The sequence below is a fragment of the Citrobacter sp. R4 genome (assembly GCF_026719175.1).
Classification (GTDB): domain Bacteria; phylum Pseudomonadota; class Gammaproteobacteria; order Enterobacterales; family Enterobacteriaceae; genus Citrobacter_A; species Citrobacter_A sedlakii.
In genome coordinates this window covers 504,656-525,953 of sequence record NZ_JAPPSU010000001.1, presented here as the reverse complement: position 1 = coordinate 525,953, position 21,298 = coordinate 504,656, and the positions used below count along the sequence as shown (strand labels likewise).

The following is a 21,298-nucleotide window of genomic DNA, read 5'->3' as shown; positions in this document are numbered from 1 at the left end:
GTCTACAAAAAACCCCGCTTTGCGGGGTTTTTTTATGCCATTTTTCAGCCGACACGCTATCAGTATGGACAGCTATTCCTTGCCCAACAGCGCCTGCAAATCCTGCTTTAGCGAGGACATTTTGCTGGCATACTTTTCTTTATTCTCGGCGTCTTCAATCAGTTGCACGATCGTCTCTGACAGAGTTTTACCACGCCGTTGCGCCAACCCCGCCAGTCTCTGCCAGACCATAAACTCCAGATCGATTGATTTTTTGCGCGTGTGCTGATGTTCAGCATTAAAGTGCCGTTTACGTCTTGCGCGTATTGTCTGCTTCATTCGGTTAAACAGCGCCGGATTCATATGCTCTTCAATCCAGACGTTCACCCGCACAGGTTCATTTTCGAGGGTAAGCAACATCTCCACGGCGTCCTGGGCAGCACTGGCTTCCACATAGCGGGTGATCAATTCTCCCTCGCGATGCTTCTTCACCAGATACTTCCACTTCCAACCGCTTTCAAGATTCTCAAGTTGTTGATATTTCATAGCGATCTCAATGTTACCGTGTCACTCTTATCAGAATATCAGCTTTTTCGCCTTTCGAAGAAAAGAATCTTCACGCTGTGAGCGACGCGACACCTGCCACGACGTTTTGCTCTCGCTTTCCCTGTGTGAAGCGGTGAGGTTTGCGGTATAATCGCGTCTTTTACAACAGACTAAAAAACATCAACTTTGACCATTACGAAACTTGCATGGCGTGATCTGGTTCCTGATACAGAAAGTTATCAGGAAATATTTGCACAGCCACACGTCATTGACGAAACCGACACGTTACTCAGTGATACTCAACCACGCTTACAGTTTGCCCTGGAGCAGTTATTACAGCCCAGAGCCTCTTCTCCTTTTATGTTGGCGAAAGCCCCCGAGGAGCTTGAGTATCTCAATCTTCTTGCAGAGGCTGCGCGCACGCTGCAACACAATGCCGGTCGCCTGACGGGCGGCCACTACGAGGTTTCCGGGCATACCATCCGTTATCGTGCGGCAGAACGCGCGGAAGATAATTTTGCGACCACTTCACAGGTGGTGATTGCCGACTGGGTAGAAGCGGAGCAGCTATTTGGCTGCCTGCGTCAGTTTAACGGCGACATCACTCTGCAGCCGGGTCTGGTGCATCAGGCCAACGGCGGCGTGCTGGTGATCTCGCTGCGTACCCTGCTCGCCCAGCCGCTGCTGTGGATGCGTCTGAAAGCCATTGTCAGCCGCGAGCGCTTCGATTGGGTCGCCTTTGATGAATCTCGCCCACTGCCGGTTTCTGTGCCTTCAATGCCGTTGAAGCTCAGCGTGTTGCTGGTGGGCGAGCGCGAATCGCTGGCCGATTTCCAGGAGATGGAGCCGGAGCTTGCGGAACAGGCTATCTACAGCGAATTTGAAGATAACCTGCAAATTGTGGATGCAGAGTCCATGATACAGTGGTGCCAGTGGGTGACCTGGATCGCAAAGCGTAACCAGTTGCCGGTGCCTGCCCCTGACGCCTGGGAAGTGCTGGTGCGTGAAGCCGTGCGCTATACCGGCGAGCAGGATACGCTGCCGCTGAATCCGCTGTGGATCATCAGGCAGTTCACTGAAGTGGCTCCGCTCTGCCAGAATGATCTTTGCAGCGGTGAGCAACTAAGCCTGATGCTGGCGCAGCGCGAATGGCGCGAAGGTTTTCTCGCGGAGCGCATGCAGGATGAAATCCTCCAGGAACAAATCCTGATTGAAACGGAAGGGGAACGCATCGGCCAAATCAACGCCCTGTCGGTGATTGAATTTCCGGGCCATCCGCGCGCTTTTGGCGAGCCTTCGCGCATCAGTTGCGTGGTACATATCGGCGACGGCGAATTCACCGATATTGAACGTAAAGCCGAGCTGGGCGGTAATATCCATGCGAAAGGCATGATGATCATGCAGGCGTTCCTGATGTCGGAACTTCAGCTTGAACAACAGCTTCCCTTCTCAGCTTCGCTGACATTCGAGCAGTCCTACAGTGAAGTGGACGGCGACAGCGCCTCGATGGCTGAACTTTGCGCCCTCATCAGCGCGCTGGCGGACGTGCCGGTTAATCAGAATATTGCGATTACCGGTTCCGTGGACCAGTTTGGCCGCGCTCAGCCGGTCGGCGGGTTAAACGAGAAAATCGAAGGTTTCTTCACCATCTGCCAGCAGCGTGAGCTGACCGGCAAGCAGGGCGTCATTATTCCAGCGGCCAACGTCAGGCATCTCAGTCTGCCACCCGCGCTACTGAAGGCTGTAGAAGAAGAAAAATTCACTATCTGGGCGGTGGATGACGTGACCGACGCGCTACCGCTGCTGTTAAATCTGGTGTGGGATGGCGAAGGCCAGACGACGCTGATGCAAACTATCCAGGAGCGTATCGCCCAGGCGACGCAACAGGAAGGGCGTCATCGTTTTCCCTGGCCGCTGCGCTGGCTGAACTGGTTTGTTCCGAACTGATCGGACTTGTTCAGCGTACACGTGTTAGCTATCCTGCGTGCTTCACTAAAATAAGGCTTACAGAGAACATGGTAGATAAACGCGAATCCTATACAAAAGAAGACCTTCTTGCCTCTGGTCGCGGTGAACTGTTTGGCGCAAAAGGCCCACAATTGCCAGCGCCGAACATGCTGATGATGGACCGTGTCGTCAAAATGACCGAAACCGGCGGCAACTTCGACAAAGGTTATGTTGAAGCAGAACTGGATATCAATCCGGATCTTTGGTTCTTCGGATGCCACTTCATCGGCGATCCGGTTATGCCGGGCTGTCTGGGTCTGGACGCAATGTGGCAGTTGGTTGGATTCTATCTCGGCTGGCTCGGTGGCGAAGGTAAAGGCCGCGCTCTCGGCGTAGGCGAAGTGAAGTTTACCGGACAGGTTCTGCCTACGGCGAAAAAAGTCACCTACCGTATCCACTTCAAGCGTATCGTTAACCGTCGCTTAATCATGGGTCTGGCTGATGGCGAAGTGCTGGTAGACGGTCGTCTGATCTACACCGCGAACGATCTGAAAGTCGGCCTGTTCCAGGACACATCCGCATTCTGATTTAGCCGCTGCAGCACTGTCAATGCACAGTAAATTGCGCGCTTAATAAGGCGAAACCTCCGCAACGCGGAGGTTTCTTTTTCTAAAGAGACAGAATCAGGCCATTACCACCCTGTCAGCCATGGCTTCTCGCCAACCTCCCAGCCAGTGCGACCTCTGATTCAGCGTCTGATAGGGACACATTTCTTTTGAGCGTCCGGCAATGCCGGCCTGATAACCACGTTGATGTGCCCGTTCCAGGCGATCTCGTTTTTGTCTCTTCATGCCTCGTTTCCCTCATACTTGTATCTGGTGGAAAAGAAAACAGTGATTACGAAATGTGCAATCACACTAAACGAATACAGCGAAACCCTTCTTGCGTCAATGCGCAAAATTCACACCAATGTCATATTTGTGAGCTACTGAATAACTCAGTTGTACAAAAAATGTGAGACGGAACAACTTCCTGTTTCCCGCGTCGGGCATAAAAAAACCGCCGTAAACGAGGGGTTCACGGCGGTAAGATTTACAAAAGTTTAAACTAGCGAAGCTGCTTCAGTTCCTGTGCGATAGCGGCGGCCTCCTCACTCCACGCAGTTGCCAGCACTTTCACCATTTCATCGTAACCGTCTTTGGTCTGCACGGCTTCAATGTGGAAAGGACGCTTAATCAGCTGTCCCTGATGGTTCAGCAGCCATTCGCCGCTCACAATCACCTTGCCATCGTAGCGACCGTGAAAACCAGTGACCGTCACATTAAGCGTGTCCTGCATCGTTCCCAGCGGCTGAGAGGCGACTACCCATCCGGGCAACTGCGTACTCAGGTTGGCGACCAGCGTATTGCGTAGCTGTTGATCCAGCGGGCTGGCCCACAGGTTATTGTTGGCAATGACGTACTGGACGTCGCTGGTCTGATAAACCACTCCGTTTCCGGCGAGATAATCCGGCACCGCAACCTGCTCCACCCACAGCAGACGGTTGCTCTGACTCACCGTACTTTGCGCGCCGCTATGGGCAACCGGAAGCTGGTAATAGCTCTTATTTTCTCCACCTGAGCTGCATGACGTCAGCCAGAACGCCATCATCGCCACTAGCCACTTTTTCATTGTTTCGCCCTCTTAGGCTCTGGATCTTTCTTGTCCTTCGCTTCAAACACCAGCGCGTTGCTCTTTTCATTCAGGGTTTTCAGCACCGGTTGCAGCTCACGAAGCACCTGATCGAGACGCTGCATATCCGCAACCATCTTGTTGTAGGCGGCGGACCCCGGCTGGAAGCCCTGCATACTGCGGTTCAGTTCACGTAAGGTGTTCTGCATATCCGCTGGCAGCTGTTGCATCGACTGGCTGGAGGTAATCTTGTTCATATTGTCCAGCGTCGTTTGCAGATGCTTCATTGTGCGCTGGCTTTCCGACAGCGTATTGGTCGCCTGCTGGATCATCGGATTCAGCGGCAGGTTGTTGATCTTATCCAGCGCTTCCATCAGTCGCTGCTGGATCTGCGCCAGTCCCCCGCTTACCGTCGGGATGATTTGATAACCGTTAAATTCGCGAATACCGGTTAACGGCGGCTCTTTCGGATAGAAGTCGAGATCGACATACAACGCGCCGGTCACCAGATTGCCGGTTTTCAGCGAGCCACGCAGACCCCGTTTGAGCAGATCGGCCAGATGCGCACCGACGTCTGTCTCTTCACCCAGCTGCGCTTTCAGGCGTTCAGGTTCAATGCGCACCAGCACCGGAATGCGGTAATCGTTATTAAACACCTGACGCATGTTCGGCATAAAGAATGGCACCTTGCTCACGGTCCCCAGACGAATACCGCGGAACTCGAGCGGTGCGCCCGGCTGCAAACCGCGAATCGAATCTTTAAAGAACATCAGATAGTCGATATGGTCGGTATACAGCGAATCCTGAATGCTTCGTTGATCGTCATAAAGCCTGAATGCGCTCTTTTCGGCTACCGGTTGGCCCTGTTCAAGCCCTTCCGGCACGTCAAAGCTAACACCGCCGCCAAACAGCGTACTGAGGGAGCCCATCTCAACGCGCATCCCCGCGGAGGTCAAATCCACCGCTATCCCACTGTCCTTCCAGAAACGCACATTGCTGGTGACCAGGCGATCGTTTGGCGCATTGATGAACAGCTGGTAGCTAATGGTGCGCCGCTGCGCATCGAAAGTGCTGGTTTCAACGGAACCGACGCGATACCCGCGAAACAGTACCGGATCGCCCGGACTCAGCTGTCCGGCTTTTTTGCTGTCCAGCACAACACGGATACCTTTCGCATCGGGCGGCGCCAGCGGTGGGGAATCCAGCAACTGATAATTTTCCGGCTGGCTGCCTTTACGACCCGGCTGCAACTCAATATAAGCGCCGGAAAGCAGCGTACCCAGACCGCTGATCCCTTCTCGGCCCACCTGCGGCTTCACCACCCAGAAGACCGAGTCCTCATGCAGCAACTTTTCCATTCCGGAATTGAGGCGCGCTTTAATTTCTACATGTGTAAGATCGTCAGTCAGCGTCGCGCTTTCCACCACCCCGACGTCCACGCTTCGGCTCTTGATGGTGGTTTTCCCCCCTTCAATCCCCTCAGCGTTGGTGGTGATCAGGGTCACTTCCGGCCCCTGATGACTGTAGTGATAAAACAGGACCCATGCCCCAATGAGTGCGGTGACGATGGGGAAAATCCACACGGGAGACCAGTTTTTCACCTTCTGAACTTTGGCTTCCCCATTTTTAGATTCCATGCTGTCCGGACTCCTCATGGTCTGGTTCACGATCCCACGTCAGACGCGGATCAAATGTCATCGCAGAAAACATTGTCATTATGACGACTAAAGCAAACATCAATGCACCCATCGCAGGATAAATATTCATTAGCCCTCCCATACGCACCAGCGCGGAGAGTACGGCAATCACAAACACGTCGATCATCGACCAGCGGCCGACAAATTCCACTACCTCATAAATCAGGTGCATGCGCTCGCTGTCGCGTCGGCCATGGCCTTTGGCATCCCAGCACAGCCAGGCTATCGCGATCATTTTCAGCGTCGGCACCATAATACTGGCGATAAAAATCACCGCCGCGACCGGGTAAGAGCCTTCGCTCCACAGCAACACCACCCCGGCCAGAATGGTCGAGGGCATTTTGGAGCCTAACAAATCAGTGATCATGATCGGCAGGATATTGGCCGGAAGATAGAGCATGATTGAAGTAAACAGTAACGCCAGCGTCCATTGCAGGCTGTTTCTGCGGCGCACGTAGCCCGTCGTCTGACAGCGCGGACAAACATGCTGCTCAGCTGGCAGGATTGCCGTACAACACGGACAGGAGCGCAGCCCCTGACGGATACCCGGCACGCCAGGTTTCAGGGGTTGCCGGATAGCGGGCATCGGGGCAATATCGTCCCACAGCCAGCGGCGGTCGACGCACTGGAACGCGCGCAATTGCAGCACGCAAAACAGGCACCACGGAACAAAACTGCTGCCCACGCCAATATCGCCATATGCCATCAGCTTAACAAAGCTCACCAGCACGCCCGCGAGAAAGATCTCCGCCATCCCCCAGCTTTTCAACTGAAACAGGATACGCGCAAGCCATGCCTTAATCCGTCCAGGCATCTCTACCCTGTTCACCAGCAGCAAAATGGTCAATAAACAAAATGCCGGAACGAGTTGAACAAATAAGATAAAGAAGGTGCCGAGGCTGGCGTAATTTTCAGAAAAGAGTACGCCGGGAATTTCCAGCAGTTTAACTTCACTGTTCACCCCGGCGACATTCATGTTCACAAATGGGAACAAGTTTGACAAAAGCAGCATAAACAGCGCCGCTAATACGTAGGCAGTGGGACGCTGCCTCGGCGCGTCCCATTCTGTCGTCAACGTTGTGCCACATCGCGGACATGCCGCTTTCTGCCCATGCTCAAGGTGGGGCAAAGCCACCAGCATGTCACACTGCGGGCACAATATGTGCTTTGCGGCATGGTGATGTTCGCACATATGCGCTCCTTTCATTACGCGCCGTTTTTCAACGCTTCAAGGTATTCCCAGCGCTCGAAGGCCTGTTCAAGTTCCTGCTCCGCTTGCGCTAAGTCGCCGAGAACCTGCTGCGTTTGTTCATGTGGCTGGCTAAAAAAGGACGCATCCGCAACCTGCGCCTGTAACGCCTCCAGTTTCGCCTCCAGTTCTTCCAGCAACTGAGGCAACTGTTCCAGCTCGCGCTGCAGTTTATAGCTTAGTTTGCTACTGCCGCGTTTTACAATTTCTGCTTTTGGGGCAACCACTTCTTGCGATTTCTTCACCGCTGACTGCGTAAACGCCAGATGCTGTTCCTGCTGCCCGCGCGCGTCGTGGTAACCGCCGACATAGCGGCCAATTTTGCCATTGCCTTCAAAGATCCAGCATTCGGTCACGGTATTGTCGACAAACTGACGATCGTGACTAACCAGCAAAACGGTGCCCTGGTAACCGTCGATCAGTTCCTCCAGTAGCTCCAGCGTTTCGACGTCCAGATCGTTGGTTGGTTCATCGAGAATCAATAAATTGCTGGGCTTAAGGAACAGCCGCGCCAGCAACAGTCGGTTGCGTTCACCGCCGGACAGCGCGCGCACTGGCGTCATCGCCCGCTTAGGATGGAACAGGAAGTCCTGCAGATAGCCCAGTACATGGCGTGGCTTGCCATTCACCATCACTTCCTGCTTACCTTCCGCCAGGTTATCCATGACCGTTTTATCCGGGTCCAGCTCAGCGCGGTGCTGATCGAAATAGGCCACTTCCAGCTTTGTGCCGACGTGGATACGCCCGCTGTCCGCCTTAAGCTGGCCCAGCATCAGTTTAAGCAACGTGGTTTTACCGCAGCCGTTGGGGCCAATCAGCGCAATTTTGTCGCCGCGCTGCACCTGGGCGGAAAAATCGTTAACCAGCTGTTTGCCGTCGATCTGATAATTGACGTTTTCCATTTCAAAAACGATCTTGCCTGAGCGGGTTGCTTCTTCAACCTGCATCTTCGCGGTGCCCATCACTTCGCGGCGTTCGCTGCGTTCGCGTCGCATCGCTTTGAGCGCGCGCACGCGACCTTCATTACGGGTACGGCGGGCCTTGATCCCCTGGCGGATCCACACCTCTTCCTGCGCCAGTTTGCGGTCGAACTCGGCGTTCTGTAACTCTTCCACGCGCAACGCTTCTTCTTTTTCCAGCAGATAGTGATCGTAATTACCCGAATAGGTCACCAGCTTGCCGCGATCAAGATCGACAATACGGGTCGCCATGTTGCGAATAAAAGAGCGGTCGTGGGAGATGAAAATAATCGTCCCGTTGAACGACTTCAGGAAGCCCTCCAGCCAGTCGATGGTTTCAATATCGAGATGGTTAGTTGGTTCGTCCAGCAGCAGTACGCGCGGATTACTGACGAGCGCCCGGCCCAGCGCCGCCTTACGCAGCCAGCCACCGGAAAGCGCAGACAGCGCGGCGTTAGGATCGAGCCCCAACTGCGCCAATACTTCGTTGATCCGGTTTTCCAGTTGCCAAAGATTGTGGTGGTCGAGTTGCTCCTGCACCTTCGCCAGTTCGTTAAGGTTTCGCTCGCTCGGATCGGTCATCACCAGCCGGGAAACGTCATGGTAACGCTTGAGGTATTCCGCCTGCTCCTCAATGCCTTCCGCGACAAAGTCGTACACGGTGCCTTCGACGTTACGCGGCGGATCCTGCTGCAACCGCGCGACGATCAGATCCTGTTCATAAATAATGCGACCGTCGTCCAGGCCCTGCTCACGGTTAAGGATCTTCATCAGCGTTGATTTTCCGGCGCCGTTGCGGCCCACCAGACAGACGCGTTCGTTATCTTCGATATGCAGTTCTGCGTTATCAAGAAGCGGCGCGTCGCTGAACGACAGCCATGCGCCATGCATACTGATCAATGACATTTACTTATCCTTTCAGGCTGCGGTAATCAGCCAGCAGTTGTGGATCTGGCGGTTGCGGGCAAAGTCCTGGGAAAGCGTTTTTTGGGTGATTTCTTGTGCTTTCAGCCCCAGCGCCGCCAGACCGTCGAGATCCATACGGAATCCGCGTTTATTGTTGGAGAACATGATCGTGCCGCCTTTACGCAGCAGACGCTTTAAATCTTTCATCAGCGCCAGGTGATCGCGCTGAACGTCAAACGCGTCCTCCATCCGCTTCGAGTTGGAGAACGTGGGCGGGTCGATAAAAATCAGGTCAAACTGTTCCGTCGCTTCGCGCAGCCAGGCGAGACAGTCGGCCTGAATCAGACGATGCGCGCGGCCACTTAAGCCATTCAGACGCAGGTTACGTTCCGCCCACTCCAGATAGGTTCGCGACATATCGACTGTCGTCGTACTACGCGCCCCGCCCAGGCCCGCATGGACGCTGGCGCTGCCGGTGTAAGAGAACAGGTTAAGGAAGTCTTTCCCTTTGCTCATCTGCCCCAGCATTCGACGGGCAATACGGTGATCAAGGAACAGGCCGGTATCAAGGTAGTCGGTGAGATTTACCCACAGACGGGCGTTGTACTCACCGACTTCAATGAATTCGCCCTTCTCGTTCATCTTCTGATACTGGTTTTTCCCCTTTTGCCGTTCACGGGTTTTCAGCACCAGCTTGTTTGGCGCAATGTCGAGTACCGACAGCGTTGCCGCAATAATGTCAAACAGCCGCTGACGCGCCTTTTGCGCATCCACGGTTTTCGGCGGCGCGTATTCCTGGATAACCACCCAGTCAGCGTAACGATCCACCGCGACGTTATATTCCGGCAGGTCGGCATCGTACAGGCGATAGCACTCAATGCCTTCCTGACGGGCCCATTTATCCAGCTTTTTGATGTTTTTACGCAGACGGTTAGCGTAATCTTCCGCCACCGTGGCCGGTTTGCTGTCCGGCGTGGTTTCGGCGATATGATAATTTTTCTGCACACAGTCCAACGGGCCGTTTTTCGCTTTGAACTGCTTGTCAGCGCGCAGTTGCAGGCTGCTGAGCAGATCCGGTGAGGCGCTGAACAACGACAGATTCCAGCCGCCAAACTGGTTCTTCATCGTGCGCCCAAGCAGGCTGTGCAGCGCAATCAGCGCCGGCTCGCTGTCCAGACGCTCACCGTACGGCGGGTTGCTGATCACCGTCCCGTACGGTCCTGTCGGCAGCGGGTTGCTCAGTTGCGCTACGTCTTTCACCTCAAACGAGATCAGCTCGCCGATCCCCGCGCGACGGGCGTTGCTGCGCGCGCGTTCGATCACCCGCGCGTCGCTATCGGAGCCGTAAAAACGCGAACCATAATCCGCCAGACCTTTGCGCGCTCGGGTTTGCGCGTCGGCTTTCACTTCCTGCCAGATGGCTTCGTCGTGTTGCGCCCAGCCACTAAAGCCCCAGCGCCCACGGTGCAGACCCGGCGCGCGATCGGTGGCCCACATTGCCGCTTCAATCAGCAACGTGCCGGAACCACACATCGGATCAAGCAGCGGCGTCCCCGGTTGCCAGCCGGAACGCATCACAATCGCCGCCGCCAGCGTCTCTTTGATGGGCGCAAGACCGGTTCGGTCGCGATAGCCGCGCAGATGCAGACCGTCACCGCTTAAGTCCAGCGCGATACTGGCGGTGTCTTTATTCAGCCAGACGTTAACGCGGATATCCGGCGATTCACGGTCCACATTCGGACGCGGTAAATTCTTACGGGTAAAGGAATCCACAATCGCGTCTTTTACCTTCAGCGCGCCGTACTGGCTGTTGCGGATGGTGTCGTTCAGGCCGCTAAAGTGAACAGCAAAGGTGGCGTCCGGGGAAAACATCGCCGTCCAGTCGATCGCCATAACCCCCAGATAGAGATCTAAGTCACTGTAAACTTTGCACTCACTCAACGGTAAAATAATGCGCGAGGCCAGGCGACTCCACATCAGGCTCTGGTAAACAAGCCGGGTGTCGCCCTTGAAATGGACACCACCCTGAACAACCTGACACTCTACGGCGCCGAGGCTTTCCAGTTCAGTTTTTAACAGCTCTTCCAGCCCACGGGCCGTACTGGCAAACAAAGAATTCATATCGTCACTTATACTCGAAGAAAATTGCTGCGCATTATAGCTAAACTGACGCCTATGTCATAAAGTTGAAGGCTTATTTCTTTCGAGGGACTGTACCGTGTTGACGTTAACCCGCCTATTCATTCACCCCGTCAAATCCATGCGCGGCATTGGACTGACCCATGCACTGGCAGACGTCAGCGGACTGGCTTTCGATCGGATTTTTATGATAACCGAAGCGGACGGCACCTTCATTACCGCCCGTCAGTTTCCGCTGATGGTACGTTTTATCCCCTCTCCTCTGCATGATGGCCTGCATCTGACCGCGCCGGATGGCAGTTCCGCCATCGTACGGTTTAACGATTTCGCCGCACAGGACGCGCCAACAGAAGTATGGGGGAATCATTTTACCGCTCGCATCGCACCGGAGGCCATCAACCAGTGGCTGAGCGGCTTCTTTTCCCGCGCCGTGCAGTTGCGCTGGGTCGGGCCTCAACTCACCCGCCGGGTTAAGCGCCATGCGAGCGTCCCACTCTCCTTTGCCGATGGCTATCCTTATCTGCTGGTGAATGACGCCTCGCTGCGCGATCTTCAGCAGCGTTGCCCGGCAGGGGTTCAGGTTGAACAGTTCCGCCCGAATCTGGTGGTTTCTGGTGCCAGCGCGTGGGAAGAGGATACCTGGAAAGTGATTCGCATCGGCGACGTTATCTTTGACGTGGCGAAACCCTGCAGTCGCTGCATTTTTACCACCGTCAGTCCGGAAAAAGGGCAGAAACACCCGTCGGGTGAGCCGCTGGCGACGCTTCAGACCTTCCGCACCGCGTCGGATAATGGCGATGTGGATTTCGGACAGAATTTGATCGCCCGAAACAGCGGCGTCGTCCGGGTCGGCGATGAGGTGGAGATTTTGTCAACCGGCCCCGCGCGCGTCTATGGCGCGGCCGATACGGATGACATCCCCGACGCCGCGCCGCAGGCAGACGCCTCGGTCAGCATTGACTGGCAGGGGCAGGCATTTCGGGGTAATAATCAGCAGGTGCTGCTTGAACAACTGGAAAACCAGGGAATTCGCATACCCTATTCTTGTCGGGCGGGGATTTGCGGCTGCTGTCGTATCACATTGCTGGAAGGCGAAGTGACTCCGCTGAAAAAGTCCGCGCTGGGCCCGGACGACACAATTCTGAGCTGTAGCTGTGTGCCAAAAAGCGCGCTGAAGCTGGCGCGTTAAACCGCCTGTTCCAGACTGTAGCTGCTGGCGGTCAACTGCGGCTTCAGTCTGTCGTTCATGATCTTTATCGCATCGCCAAGCTGCATCGTTCGTCCCGCCACCACGACGCCGGGCTGAGCAAGTAAGCACAGCGCGGCGTTGTCGCCAGGTTCCACCACCAGCAAATTGACCTGCTCCTGGGTATCGCTTAACCAGACGCAGGCGGTATCGCCTGTCGTCGGCGACCAGTTATCATTATGCGCCACAAAGTGCCAGCTTTTCGGCATTTGCGGCTTCAGATAACGAATCGCCACCAGCGCATTGAGCACCAGTTCCGCTTTTTGTTCCCGGGAAAGCTCCAGGTCACGGCATTTTTCTTCAAAGGAGAAGTAAAGCGCTGCGTCATCGACGCAGAAACCAGACGGCGAAAATGCATCCGGGGTGAGCATTTTGCGGGCAAAACGCGAGCGAAATAACATGCCATTGGCTAAATCGAGCATCATACGGTCATGCTCTTCGTCATAATACCAGCGCCAGTTATCGTCAGGTTTAATTCGCATTTTTCTCTCCCCTCTCCATTGACCTGTTGCAAAATTGTCCCTTTTTGCCGCTTCGCTTATTGCTTTTATAAGCAAAGCTTAAAATGTCTAAATAAGCAACAGTGAAAGAATATAAAACAACCAGGCGCGGAAATAAACCCCTGGTTGTCTGATATTCTGATATAGCGCGGGAAAAAAAATCAAATATGGGTAACGATTTCTTTAATCAGCGGCGGACCTTTAAAAATAAAACCGGAATAAATCTGTACCAGTGTTGCCCCGGCGGCCATCTTCTCGCGGGCGGCGATGACCGAGTCGATCCCACCTACGCCAATAATGGGCAGTTGGCCTTTTAATTCCTGGGAAAGTCGACGGATAATTTCTGTGCTTTTTAATTGCAGCGGACGACCACTTAAACCGCCCGTTTGATCGCAATTTTTCATTCCCTGGACCAGAGAACGATCGAGTGTTGTATTGGTCGCAATAACACCATCAATATTATGGCGAACTAAACTGTCGGCAACCTGGATCAGTTCTTCTTCTGAAAGATCCGGCGCGATCTTTACGGCGATCGGAACATATTTTTGATGGATCGTTTGCAGATCGTTTTGTTTATTTTTAATTGCGCTTAGCAGATCGTCCAACGCGTCGCCATATTGTAAGGTACGTAATCCCGGTGTATTTGGCGAGGAGATATTAATCGCGATGTAACCGGCATAAGCGTAGATTTTTTCCATACAAATCAGATAGTCATCTTTACCCTGCTCGACCGGTGTGTCTTTATTTTTACCGATATTAATGCCGAGCACGCCGTCATAATGGGCCTTTTTAACATTCTCAACCAGGTTATCCACCCCGTGATTATTAAAGCCCATGCGGTTGATCAACCCTTCAGCATCAACCAGGCGAAAGAGCCGCGGCTTATCGTTGCCCGGCTGCGGTCGTGGAGTAACGGTGCCGATCTCGATCGAACCAAACCCCATCGCGCCCAGGGCGTCGATACATTCGCCGTCTTTATCCAGACCGGCAGCCAGTCCAAGGGGATTCTTAAAGGTTAACCCCATGCAAGTGACCGGCCTGGCTGGTACTTTCTGGCGGACTAACGCTTCAAAAGGCGTACCCTTAATGCGGCGTAATTGCTGAAACGTAAACTCATGAGCGCGCTCTGGATCGAGCTGAAAAAGGGCTTTACGAACGAAGGGGTAGTACATGAACTCTCCTGGATTCCCGGTGTGCAGACCGGGGGCGTATTATGGGTGATATCGCACAAAAAGGGAATTGACCTGCGGCAATAAAAAGCAATCGTTTCCCCCGCAGTGCCCTTTTTATGCTTTTTTCACATTTTCTATCCCGCATAAATCATTTCGGTTCCCGCCTCTCCTCTGACAGACTGCAAAAAATGTTATCAATGTTACTTAAAAGCAAACATTAAGTTATAAGGGAGAAGGCAACTATGCGCGTCATCACTCTGGCGGGAAGCCCACGCTTCCCCTCTCGCTCCAGTGCGTTACTGGAATACGCCCGTGAAAAGCTTAACGCGCTGGACGTGGAGGTTTGGCACTGGAATCTGCACAACTTCGAACCGGCAGATCTGTTATATGCGCGCTTCGACAGCCCGGCGTTGCACATCCTGACGGAACAGCTTAAGCAAGCGGATGGCCTGATCGTCGCCACACCGGTCTATAAAGCAGCCTATTCCGGCGCCCTGAAAACACTGCTTGATATGCTTCCGGAGCGGGCGCTGGAAGGCAAAGTGGTGTTACCTGTGGCCACGGGGGGTACCGTTGCGCATCTGCTTGCCGTTGACTATGCGCTAAAGCCGGTGCTTAGCGCCCTCAAGGCGCAAGAAATCCTGCACGGGGTCTTTGCCGACGATACCCAGATCATTGAGTATCAACATGCCCCTCGCTTCACCCCCAATTTACAGTTGCGGCTCGACGACGCGCTGGAAACCTTCTGGCAAGCACTGCATCGCCGCGAGGTTCCCGCCCCAGCCTTCACGGTTCAGCGAGGCGCGGCTCATGCTTAATTTATTAAAACAACCTTTACTGGCATTCGGCGGCCTGCTGGCGCTTTCAGCCGCAACCTTCGCTGCGCCTTCGTCACCAGACGCGCTACGCATTGGTTATCAGAAAGGCAGCATCAGTATGGTTCTTGCCAAAAGCCATCAACTTCTGGAAAAGCGCTATCCGCAGACCCGTATTTCCTGGGTCGAATTCCCGGCCGGACCGCAGATGCTTGAAGCCCTTAACGTGGGCAGTATCGATCTGGGCAGCACCGGCGATATTCCGCCGATTTTCGCTCAGGCCGCCGGCGCGGATCTGGTCTATGTCGGCGTTGAACCGGCGAAACCGAAAGCGGAAGTGATACTGGTGCCGGAATCCAGCCCCATCCGGACGGTGGCGGAGCTGAAAGGGCATAAAGTGGCGCTTCAGAAAGGTTCCAGCTCGCACAATCTGCTGTTACGCGCACTGCAGCAAGCTGGATTGAAATTTACCGATATCCAGCCAACGTGGCTAACGCCTGCCGACGCCCGCGCCGCTTTTCAGCAGGGTAACGTAGATGCCTGGGCGATTTGGGATCCTTACTATTCTGCGGCGCTGTTGCAGGGTGGCGTGCGCGTGCTTAAGGACGGTAGCGACCTGAAACAAACCGGTTCGTTCTATCTCGCCTCACGTCCCTACGCAGAGAAGAACGGCGTGTTTATTCAGGGCGTGCTGGACACCTTTAGCCAGGCCGACGCGCTGACGATTTCGCAACGCCCGGAAAGCATTACCTTGCTGGCGAAAACCATGGGATTACCGGAACCGGTGATCGCCGCCTATCTCGATCATCGCCCGCCGACCACCATTTCCCCGGTCAGCGCTGCCGTTGCGGCGCTGCAACAACAAACGGCAGACCTGTTTTACGACAACCGTCTGGTGCCAAAAAAGATTGATATTCGCCAGCGCATCTGGCAACCCACTCAACAGGAAGGAAAACAGCTATGAGCCTGAATATGTTCTGGTTTTTACCGACTCACGGTGACGGTCACTTTCTGGGAACGGATCAGGGTTCTCGTCCGGTGGATCACGGTTATCTCCAGCAGATCGCGCAGACGGCCGATCGTCTGGGATTCACTGGCGTACTGATCCCGACCGGGCGTTCCTGTGAAGATGCCTGGCTGGTCGCCGCCTCGATGATCCCGGTCACCCAGCGTCTTAAGTTCCTGGTGGCATTACGGCCAAGCGTCACGTCGCCCACGGTGGCGGCACGCCAGGCGGCGACGCTTGACCGGCTCTCTAACGGTCGGGCGCTGTTCAACCTGGTGACCGGTAGCGATCCACAGGAACTGGCGGGCGATGGGGTCTTTCTCGATCACACCGAGCGCTATGAAGCCTCCGCCGAGTTCACCCAAGTCTGGCGACGGTTATTGCAGGGTGAAACGGTTGATTTTAACGGCAAGCATATTCATGTAAACGGCGCGAAACTGTTTTTCCCGCCGGTTCAGCAACCGTATCCACCGCTCTATTTTGGCGGTTCCTCCGAGGTTGCGCAGGAACTTGCTGCGGAGCAGGTCGATCTGTATCTGACCTGGGGTGAACCGCCCGATCAGGTAAGAGAGAAAATCGCCCAGGTGCGCGCTAAAGCAGCGGCTCGCGGTCGCACCTTGCGCTTTGGTATTCGTTTGCATGTGATTGTGCGCGAAACCAACGAAGAGGCCTGGCGCGCGGCGGACCGGCTAATCGCGCATCTCGATGACGAAACCATCGCGAAAGCGCAGGCCGCTTTCGCCAGGACGGACTCCGTGGGGCAGCAACGGATGGCGTCACTGCATAACGGCAAACGCGATAATCTGGAAATCAGCCCTAACCTGTGGGCAGGCGTGGGGCTGGTGCGTGGCGGCGCAGGCACAGCGCTGGTGGGAGACGGCCCAACGGTGGCGGCGCGTATTCAGGAATATGCCGCGCTGGGTATCGACAGTTTTGTGTTATCTGGCTATCCGCATCTGGAAGAGGCCTGGAAGGTCGGCGAACTACTCTTCCCGCACCTTGACGTTGCTATACCGGACGTTCCGCAGCCGCAGCATCTGCATTTGCAGGGAGAAGCCGTGGCGAATGACTTCATTCCGCGTAAAGCCGCCCAAAGCTAAGGAGGATGAACATGGCTACGCCCCTTGAAAAAAGATTGCTGCACGCTGCCCCCTGGTTTTTGCCGGTGGGTATTGTGGCGGTCTGGCAACTTGCTTCCTCCCTGGGCTGGCTTTCCGGTCGCATTTTTCCGTCGCCGGAAGGGGTGATCGCCGCGTTCTGGACGCTTTCCGCCAGTGGTGAGCTTTGGCAGCATCTGGCGATCAGCGCCTGGCGCGCGCTGATCGGCTTTTCGATCGGCGGTTCGCTCGGCCTGGCGCTGGGCCTGGTCAGCGGCCTGTCGCACTGGGGAGAACGCCTGCTGGATACGTCCATTCAGATGTTGCGCAACGTACCGCATCTGGCGCTAATTCCACTCGTCATCCTGTGGTTTGGCATTGACGAAACCGCGAAGATCTTTCTGGTGGCGCTGGGTACGCTGTTTCCGATTTACATCAACACCTGGCATGGGATCCGCAATATCGATCGCGGACTGGTGGAGATGGCGCGCAGTTATGGGCTTTCCGGTTTGTCGCTGTTTTTGCATGTGATTTTACCCGGCGCCCTGCCCTCGATCATGGTTGGGGTTCGTTTTTCACTTGGACTAATGTGGCTGACGCTCATCGTGGCAGAGACCATCTCGGCCAATTCCGGTATCGGCTACCTGGCAATGAACGCCCGGGAATTTCTGCAAACGGATATCGTCGTCGTCGCCATTATTCTTTACGCCCTGCTCGGCAAGCTCGCCGATGTCAGCGCGCAACTGCTGGAGCGCCTCTGGCTGCGCTGGCATCCCGCTTATCAATTGAAAAAGGCCGCTGTATGAATACCGCCCGACTGAACCAGGGTACGCCGCTCCTGCTGAATGCGGTGACAAAGCGATATGCGCGAAACACGGTGCTGAACGGGTTGGATCTGCATATTCCGGCCGGTCAGTTTGTCGCGGTGGTCGGACGTAGCGGTGGCGGTAAAAGCACGCTGCTGCGCTTGCTCGCCGGGCTGGAGGCGCCCACCGACGGCGCGTTACTGGCAGGTACTACGCCGCTGACGGAGATGCAGGGGGACATCCGCATGATGTTTCAGGATGCGCGCCTGTTGCCGTGGAAGTCGGTGATGGATAATGTCGGTCTGGGACTGAAAAGCGACTGGCGGAACGCCGCACGTCAGGCGCTGTCTGCAGTAGGGCTGGAAAACCGGGCGGAGGAATGGCCCGCAGCGCTTTCCGGTGGACAAAAGCAGCGAGTGGCGCTGGCACGCGCGCTTATCCATCGTCCCGGGTTGCTGTTACTTGACGAGCCGCTCGGGGCGCTGGATGCGCTGACCCGACTGGAGATGCAGGATCTTATCGTATCACTGTGGCAGGAACATGGCTTCACGGTGCTGCTGGTGACCCACGACGTCAGCGAGGCTGTGGCAATGGCCGATCGCGTACTGCTGATCGAAGCGGGCAAGATCGGGTTGGATCTTACGGTGGATATTGCGCGACCACGTCGTCGGGGGTCCGTGCGTTTAGCGGAGCTGGAAACGGAGGTGCTGCAACGGGTGATGCAGCGAGGCGAAACGACGCAACCGGTGCGTCGGCATGGCTGATTAACCGCATGCTGTCGCCTGGTCAAATCAGCGCCACCCGGTAAATTACCCGGTGGCGCTGATTATTTATCGCCCCTAAGAAACGGCAGGTCGACGCATCAGGCAAGCGCTTTCGCGATCTTCTCGAACAGATCGCCGGACAGATTCTCCAGCCCTTTTAACTGTTCAAGCGCGGCGCGCATTTTTTCCTGGCGCGGCTGGTCATAACGCTTCAGACGAATCAGCGGTTCTATCAGCCGCGACGCCACCTGCGGGTTACGGCTGTTCAGCTCGGTTAACATGTCAACCAGGAACTGGTAGCCACTGCCGTCCTCGGCGTGGAAAGCCGCCGGATTACTGCCTGCGAAGGCGCCAATCAGCGAACGCACGCGGTTCGGGTTGCTCATACTGAACGAACGGTGCTTCAGCAAGCCGCGCACCGTTTCCAGCACATTTTCCGCAGGGCTGGTGGATTGCAGGATAAACCATTTATCCATCACCAGACCATCCTGATGCCACTTATCATCATACTCCTGCATCAGCGCGTCGCGGCACGGTAGCTGTGCGGCCACCGCCGCAGAGAGCGCGGCCAGCGCATCGGTCATATTGTTGGCTGTATGGTATTGCTTGCTCACCAGCGTATCGGCAAGCTGCGTTTCGCCAAAGGCGAGGAAACGCAGGCAAGTATTGCGCAAGGTGCGCTTACCGATATCCCCGTGCTCCACACGATACGTGTCCAGATGATTCGCGTTATAGATCGCGAGGAATTCATCCGCCAGTTCTGTCGCCAGCGTCCGGGTCAGGGCTTCGCGTACCTGGGCAATCGCCAGCGGGTCGATAATCTCAAACAGTTCAGCCATTTCATTTGCAGAAGGCAGCGTCAAAATTTCCGCCGCCAGCGCCGGATCAATCGTCTCATCCAGCAGCACCGCGCGGAAGGCGTCGGCAACATGCACCGGCAGCGAGAGCGGTTGCCCCTGCTGAACGCGCGCGACGTTCAGTTTGATCCAGGTCGCCAGCAGGCTCTGCGCCGCATCCCAGCGCGAAAAGTCGTTACGCGCGTGACGCATCAGGAAGGTCAGCTGCTGATCGCTCCATTTATATTCCAGTTTCACTGGCGCGGAAAACTCGCACAGCAGCGCCGGAACGGGCTGGAAATAGACGTTATCAAAAACAAACGTTTGTTCCGCCTGCGTGACGTTGAGCACCGGATTCACCGGATGGCCCCCCTTGCGCAGCGGGATCACTTTACCTTCGTTGTCATATAATTCAATGGCAAACGGGATGTGCAGCGGCAGTTTTTCCGCCTGATCCGGCGTGGGTGGCGTGCGCTGGCTGATGGTCAGCGTGTACTGTTCGGTTTCCGGATTGTAGTCATCTTTAACCGTCACAATCGGGGTGCCGGACTGGCTGTACCAGCGACGGAAATGGGAGAGATCGATATTGGACGCGTCCTCCATCGCCTGGACAAAGTCGTCGCAGGTAGCGGCGCTGCCGTCATGACGCTCAAAATAGAGCTGCATTCCCTTCTGGAAGTTTTCTTCTCCCAGCAGCGTGTGGATCATACGGATCACTTCCGCCCCCTTTTCGTAAACCGTCAGGGTATAGAAGTTATTCATCTCGATGACTTTGTCCGGGCGGATGGGGTGCGCCATCGGACTGGCGTCCTCCGCAAACTGTAACCCACGCATCGTACGCACGTTACTAATGCGATTCACCGCGCGGGAACCGAGATCGGAGCTGAACTCCTGGTCGCGGAACACGGTTAAGCCTTCTTTCAGGCTCAACTGGAACCAGTCGCGGCAGGTGACGCGGTTACCGGTCCAGTTGTGGAAATATTCATGACCGATCACCCGTTCAATATCGAGGTAGTCTTTGTCGGTGGCGGTGTCGGTTCGCGCCAGCACGTATTTGGAGTTAAAGATGTTGAGGCCTTTGTTCTCCATCGCGCCCATATTAAAGAAGTCGACGGCGACAATCATATAAATGTCGAGATCGTATTCCAGACCAAAGCGCTCTTCGTCCCACTTCATGGAGTTTTGCAGCGAAGTCATCGCCCATGGCGCGCGGTCCAGATTGCCGCGGTCAACGTACAATTCCAGCGCCACTTCCCGGCCTGAACGGGTGGTAAACGTATCGCGCAGCACGTCGAAATCGCCAGCCACCAGCGCAAACAGGTAGCACGGTTTCGGGAACGGATCCTGCCACTGAACCCAGTGGCGACCGTTATCCAGGTCGCCCTCTGCAACGCGGTTGCCGTTAGACAGCAGGAACGGATATTTGGCTTTATCGGCGATAATTTTGGTGGTAAAGCGCGCCAGCACGTCTGGTCTGTCGAGATACCAGGTGATATGGCGAAAGCCTTCCGCTTCGCACTGAGTACACAGCGCGTCGCCGGACTGGTACAGCCCTTCCAGCGCGGTATTTGCCGCGGGGCTGATCGCATTAACAATGCGCAGGGTAAAACGCTCGGGCAAATTGCTGAGGACCAGTTGGCCCTCGTCTTCTTTATAGTCCGTCCACGGTTCATCGTTAACATGGACGGAGATCAGCGTCAGCGCTTCGCCATCGAGTTTAAGCGGGGCATCGGATGCGCCATGACGAACAGCCTGGCTCACTGCCGTGACCAGGGTTTTTTCAGCATCCAGGTCAAAGGTCAAGTCAATATCAGTAATCTGGTAATCCGGCGCACGGTAGTCGTGGCGGTATTTGGCTTGTGGCTGTTGTGTCATAAAAAAACCTTTCGCATCTTTTATAGAGTCTCGACTCCAGTCTATTCCTGTTGCGCAAATCGCGCTACGCAGAATGTTCATCTTTTCA

Annotated in this window: 18 protein-coding genes; 8 read left to right on the top strand and 10 right to left on the bottom strand. The window is 55.3% G+C overall.

The window, feature by feature from the left end; all coding sequences use genetic code 11:
• Positions 1 to 72 precede the first annotated feature (72 nt).
• Complete coding sequence (gene matP / locus OOJ60_RS02375; protein ID WP_042288017.1) at positions 73 to 525, bottom strand: macrodomain Ter protein MatP; 453 nt, start codon at positions 523 to 525, stop codon at positions 73 to 75.
• Between the two features lie 186 nt (positions 526 to 711).
• Here matP and OOJ60_RS02370 point away from each other — a divergent pair, with 186 nt between their 5' ends.
• Positions 712 to 2,472, top strand: a complete 1,761-nt coding sequence (locus OOJ60_RS02370) for an AAA family ATPase (RefSeq protein ID WP_205611869.1) — start codon at positions 712 to 714, stop codon at positions 2,470 to 2,472.
• Positions 2,473 to 2,540: 68 nt separating this feature from the next.
• Positions 2,541 to 3,059 carry a bifunctional 3-hydroxydecanoyl-ACP dehydratase/trans-2-decenoyl-ACP isomerase gene (gene fabA, locus OOJ60_RS02365; RefSeq protein ID WP_000227926.1) on the top strand — a complete coding sequence of 173 codons (519 nt, stop codon included), beginning with the start codon at positions 2,541 to 2,543 and terminating at the stop codon, positions 3,057 to 3,059.
• A 96-nt stretch (positions 3,060 to 3,155) separates the two neighbouring features.
• On the opposite strand, the gene rmf is transcribed toward fabA, so the two are convergent.
• From rmf to rlmKL, 6 genes are all read right to left on the bottom strand, one after another.
• Positions 3,156 to 3,323, bottom strand: coding sequence for a ribosome modulation factor (gene rmf, locus OOJ60_RS02360; RefSeq protein WP_012905338.1), 168 nt, complete (start codon positions 3,321 to 3,323; stop codon positions 3,156 to 3,158).
• Between the two features lie 256 nt (positions 3,324 to 3,579).
• Entirely contained in the window at positions 3,580 to 4,143 is a 564-nt protein-coding gene (pqiC, locus tag OOJ60_RS02355) for a membrane integrity-associated transporter subunit PqiC (protein WP_042288025.1), read from the bottom strand.
• Complete coding sequence (pqiB, locus tag OOJ60_RS02350; RefSeq protein ID WP_060569555.1) at positions 4,140 to 5,780, bottom strand: intermembrane transport protein PqiB; 1,641 nt, start codon at positions 5,778 to 5,780, stop codon at positions 4,140 to 4,142. The genes pqiC and pqiB overlap by 4 nt, the downstream gene beginning before the upstream one ends.
• The gene (gene pqiA, locus OOJ60_RS02345) at positions 5,770 to 7,032 is read right to left on the bottom strand and encodes a membrane integrity-associated transporter subunit PqiA (protein ID WP_205611868.1); all 1,263 of its coding nucleotides are present in this window, start codon (positions 7,030 to 7,032) and stop codon (positions 5,770 to 5,772) included. The genes pqiB and pqiA overlap by 11 nt, the downstream gene beginning before the upstream one ends.
• Before the next feature lie 14 nt (positions 7,033 to 7,046).
• Positions 7,047 to 8,954, bottom strand: coding sequence for an ABC transporter ATP-binding protein (locus OOJ60_RS02340; RefSeq protein WP_205611867.1), 1,908 nt, complete (start codon positions 8,952 to 8,954; stop codon positions 7,047 to 7,049).
• Between the two features lie 12 nt (positions 8,955 to 8,966).
• Entirely contained in the window at positions 8,967 to 11,075 is a 2,109-nt protein-coding gene (gene rlmKL / locus OOJ60_RS02335) for a bifunctional 23S rRNA (guanine(2069)-N(7))-methyltransferase RlmK/23S rRNA (guanine(2445)-N(2))-methyltransferase RlmL (protein ID WP_042288037.1), read from the bottom strand.
• A 97-nt stretch (positions 11,076 to 11,172) separates the two neighbouring features.
• Here rlmKL and OOJ60_RS02330 point away from each other — a divergent pair, with 97 nt between their 5' ends.
• Positions 11,173 to 12,282: a YcbX family protein gene (locus OOJ60_RS02330; protein WP_205611866.1), complete on the top strand. Its 1,110-nt coding sequence runs from the start codon at positions 11,173 to 11,175 to the stop codon at positions 12,280 to 12,282.
• On the opposite strand, the gene zapC is transcribed toward OOJ60_RS02330, so the two are convergent.
• Both zapC and pyrD read right to left on the bottom strand, forming a co-directional pair.
• The gene (gene zapC / locus OOJ60_RS02325; RefSeq protein ID WP_042288043.1) at positions 12,279 to 12,821 is read right to left on the bottom strand and encodes a cell division protein ZapC; all 543 of its coding nucleotides are present in this window, start codon (positions 12,819 to 12,821) and stop codon (positions 12,279 to 12,281) included. The genes OOJ60_RS02330 and zapC overlap by 4 nt on opposite strands.
• Positions 12,822 to 13,000: 179 nt before the next feature.
• Positions 13,001 to 14,011, bottom strand: a complete 1,011-nt coding sequence (gene pyrD, locus OOJ60_RS02320; RefSeq protein ID WP_060569551.1) for a quinone-dependent dihydroorotate dehydrogenase — start codon at positions 14,009 to 14,011, stop codon at positions 13,001 to 13,003.
• A gap of 242 nt (positions 14,012 to 14,253) precedes the next feature.
• Between pyrD and ssuE the strand changes: the two genes are divergently transcribed.
• The 5 genes from ssuE to ssuB are packed head-to-tail and all read left to right on the top strand — an operon-like array spanning position 14,254 to position 18,499.
• Positions 14,254 to 14,829, top strand: a complete 576-nt coding sequence (gene ssuE, locus OOJ60_RS02315; RefSeq protein ID WP_042288049.1) for an NADPH-dependent FMN reductase — start codon at positions 14,254 to 14,256, stop codon at positions 14,827 to 14,829.
• Positions 14,822 to 15,790, top strand: coding sequence for a sulfonate ABC transporter substrate-binding protein (locus OOJ60_RS02310; protein ID WP_060569549.1), 969 nt, complete (start codon positions 14,822 to 14,824; stop codon positions 15,788 to 15,790). Before ssuE ends, OOJ60_RS02310 begins: the two co-directional genes overlap by 8 nt.
• A complete protein-coding gene (ssuD, locus tag OOJ60_RS02305; protein WP_060569548.1) occupies positions 15,787 to 16,932 on the top strand; it encodes an FMNH2-dependent alkanesulfonate monooxygenase in 1,146 nt (381 codons plus the stop codon). Before OOJ60_RS02310 ends, ssuD begins: the two co-directional genes overlap by 4 nt.
• 11 nt (positions 16,933 to 16,943) lie before the next feature.
• Complete coding sequence (gene ssuC, locus OOJ60_RS02300; RefSeq protein ID WP_042288057.1) at positions 16,944 to 17,735, top strand: aliphatic sulfonate ABC transporter permease SsuC; 792 nt, start codon at positions 16,944 to 16,946, stop codon at positions 17,733 to 17,735.
• The gene (gene ssuB, locus OOJ60_RS02295) at positions 17,732 to 18,499 is read left to right on the top strand and encodes an aliphatic sulfonates ABC transporter ATP-binding protein (RefSeq protein WP_205611865.1); all 768 of its coding nucleotides are present in this window, start codon (positions 17,732 to 17,734) and stop codon (positions 18,497 to 18,499) included. Before ssuC ends, ssuB begins: the two co-directional genes overlap by 4 nt.
• Positions 18,500 to 18,597: 98 nt before the next feature.
• Here the strand turns inward: ssuB and pepN are convergent, their stop codons facing one another.
• Positions 18,598 to 21,210, bottom strand: a complete 2,613-nt coding sequence (gene pepN / locus OOJ60_RS02290) for an aminopeptidase N (protein WP_205611864.1) — start codon at positions 21,208 to 21,210, stop codon at positions 18,598 to 18,600.
• Positions 21,211 to 21,298: the final 88 nt, after the last annotated feature.

Excerpts from the sequence above, each read along its gene's own strand:
- rlmKL (WP_042288037.1), bottom strand. The coding sequence starts at position 11,075 with ATGAATTCTTTGTTTGCCAGTACGGCCCGTGGGCTGGAAGAGCTGTTA.
- ssuB (WP_205611865.1), top strand. The coding sequence starts at position 17,732 with ATGAATACCGCCCGACTGAACCAGGGTACGCCGCTCCTGCTGAATGCG.
- pyrD (WP_060569551.1), bottom strand. The coding sequence starts at position 14,011 with ATGTACTACCCCTTCGTTCGTAAAGCCCTTTTTCAGCTCGATCCAGAG.
- pqiB (WP_060569555.1), bottom strand. The coding sequence starts at position 5,780 with ATGGAATCTAAAAATGGGGAAGCCAAAGTTCAGAAGGTGAAAAACTGG.
- pepN (WP_205611864.1), bottom strand. The coding sequence starts at position 21,210 with ATGACACAACAGCCACAAGCCAAATACCGCCACGACTACCGTGCGCCG.
- zapC (WP_042288043.1), bottom strand. The coding sequence starts at position 12,821 with ATGCGAATTAAACCTGACGATAACTGGCGCTGGTATTATGACGAAGAG.
- rmf (WP_012905338.1), bottom strand. The coding sequence starts at position 3,323 with ATGAAGAGACAAAAACGAGATCGCCTGGAACGGGCACATCAACGTGGT.
- fabA (WP_000227926.1), top strand. The coding sequence starts at position 2,541 with ATGGTAGATAAACGCGAATCCTATACAAAAGAAGACCTTCTTGCCTCT.
- matP (WP_042288017.1), bottom strand. The coding sequence starts at position 525 with ATGAAATATCAACAACTTGAGAATCTTGAAAGCGGTTGGAAGTGGAAG.
- pqiA (WP_205611868.1), bottom strand. The coding sequence starts at position 7,032 with ATGTGCGAACATCACCATGCCGCAAAGCACATATTGTGCCCGCAGTGT.
- OOJ60_RS02340 (WP_205611867.1), bottom strand. The coding sequence starts at position 8,954 with ATGTCATTGATCAGTATGCATGGCGCATGGCTGTCGTTCAGCGACGCG.
- ssuC (WP_042288057.1), top strand. The coding sequence starts at position 16,944 with ATGGCTACGCCCCTTGAAAAAAGATTGCTGCACGCTGCCCCCTGGTTT.
- ssuE (WP_042288049.1), top strand. The coding sequence starts at position 14,254 with ATGCGCGTCATCACTCTGGCGGGAAGCCCACGCTTCCCCTCTCGCTCC.
- ssuD (WP_060569548.1), top strand. The coding sequence starts at position 15,787 with ATGAGCCTGAATATGTTCTGGTTTTTACCGACTCACGGTGACGGTCAC.
- OOJ60_RS02310 (WP_060569549.1), top strand. The coding sequence starts at position 14,822 with ATGCTTAATTTATTAAAACAACCTTTACTGGCATTCGGCGGCCTGCTG.
- pqiC (WP_042288025.1), bottom strand. The coding sequence starts at position 4,143 with ATGAAAAAGTGGCTAGTGGCGATGATGGCGTTCTGGCTGACGTCATGC.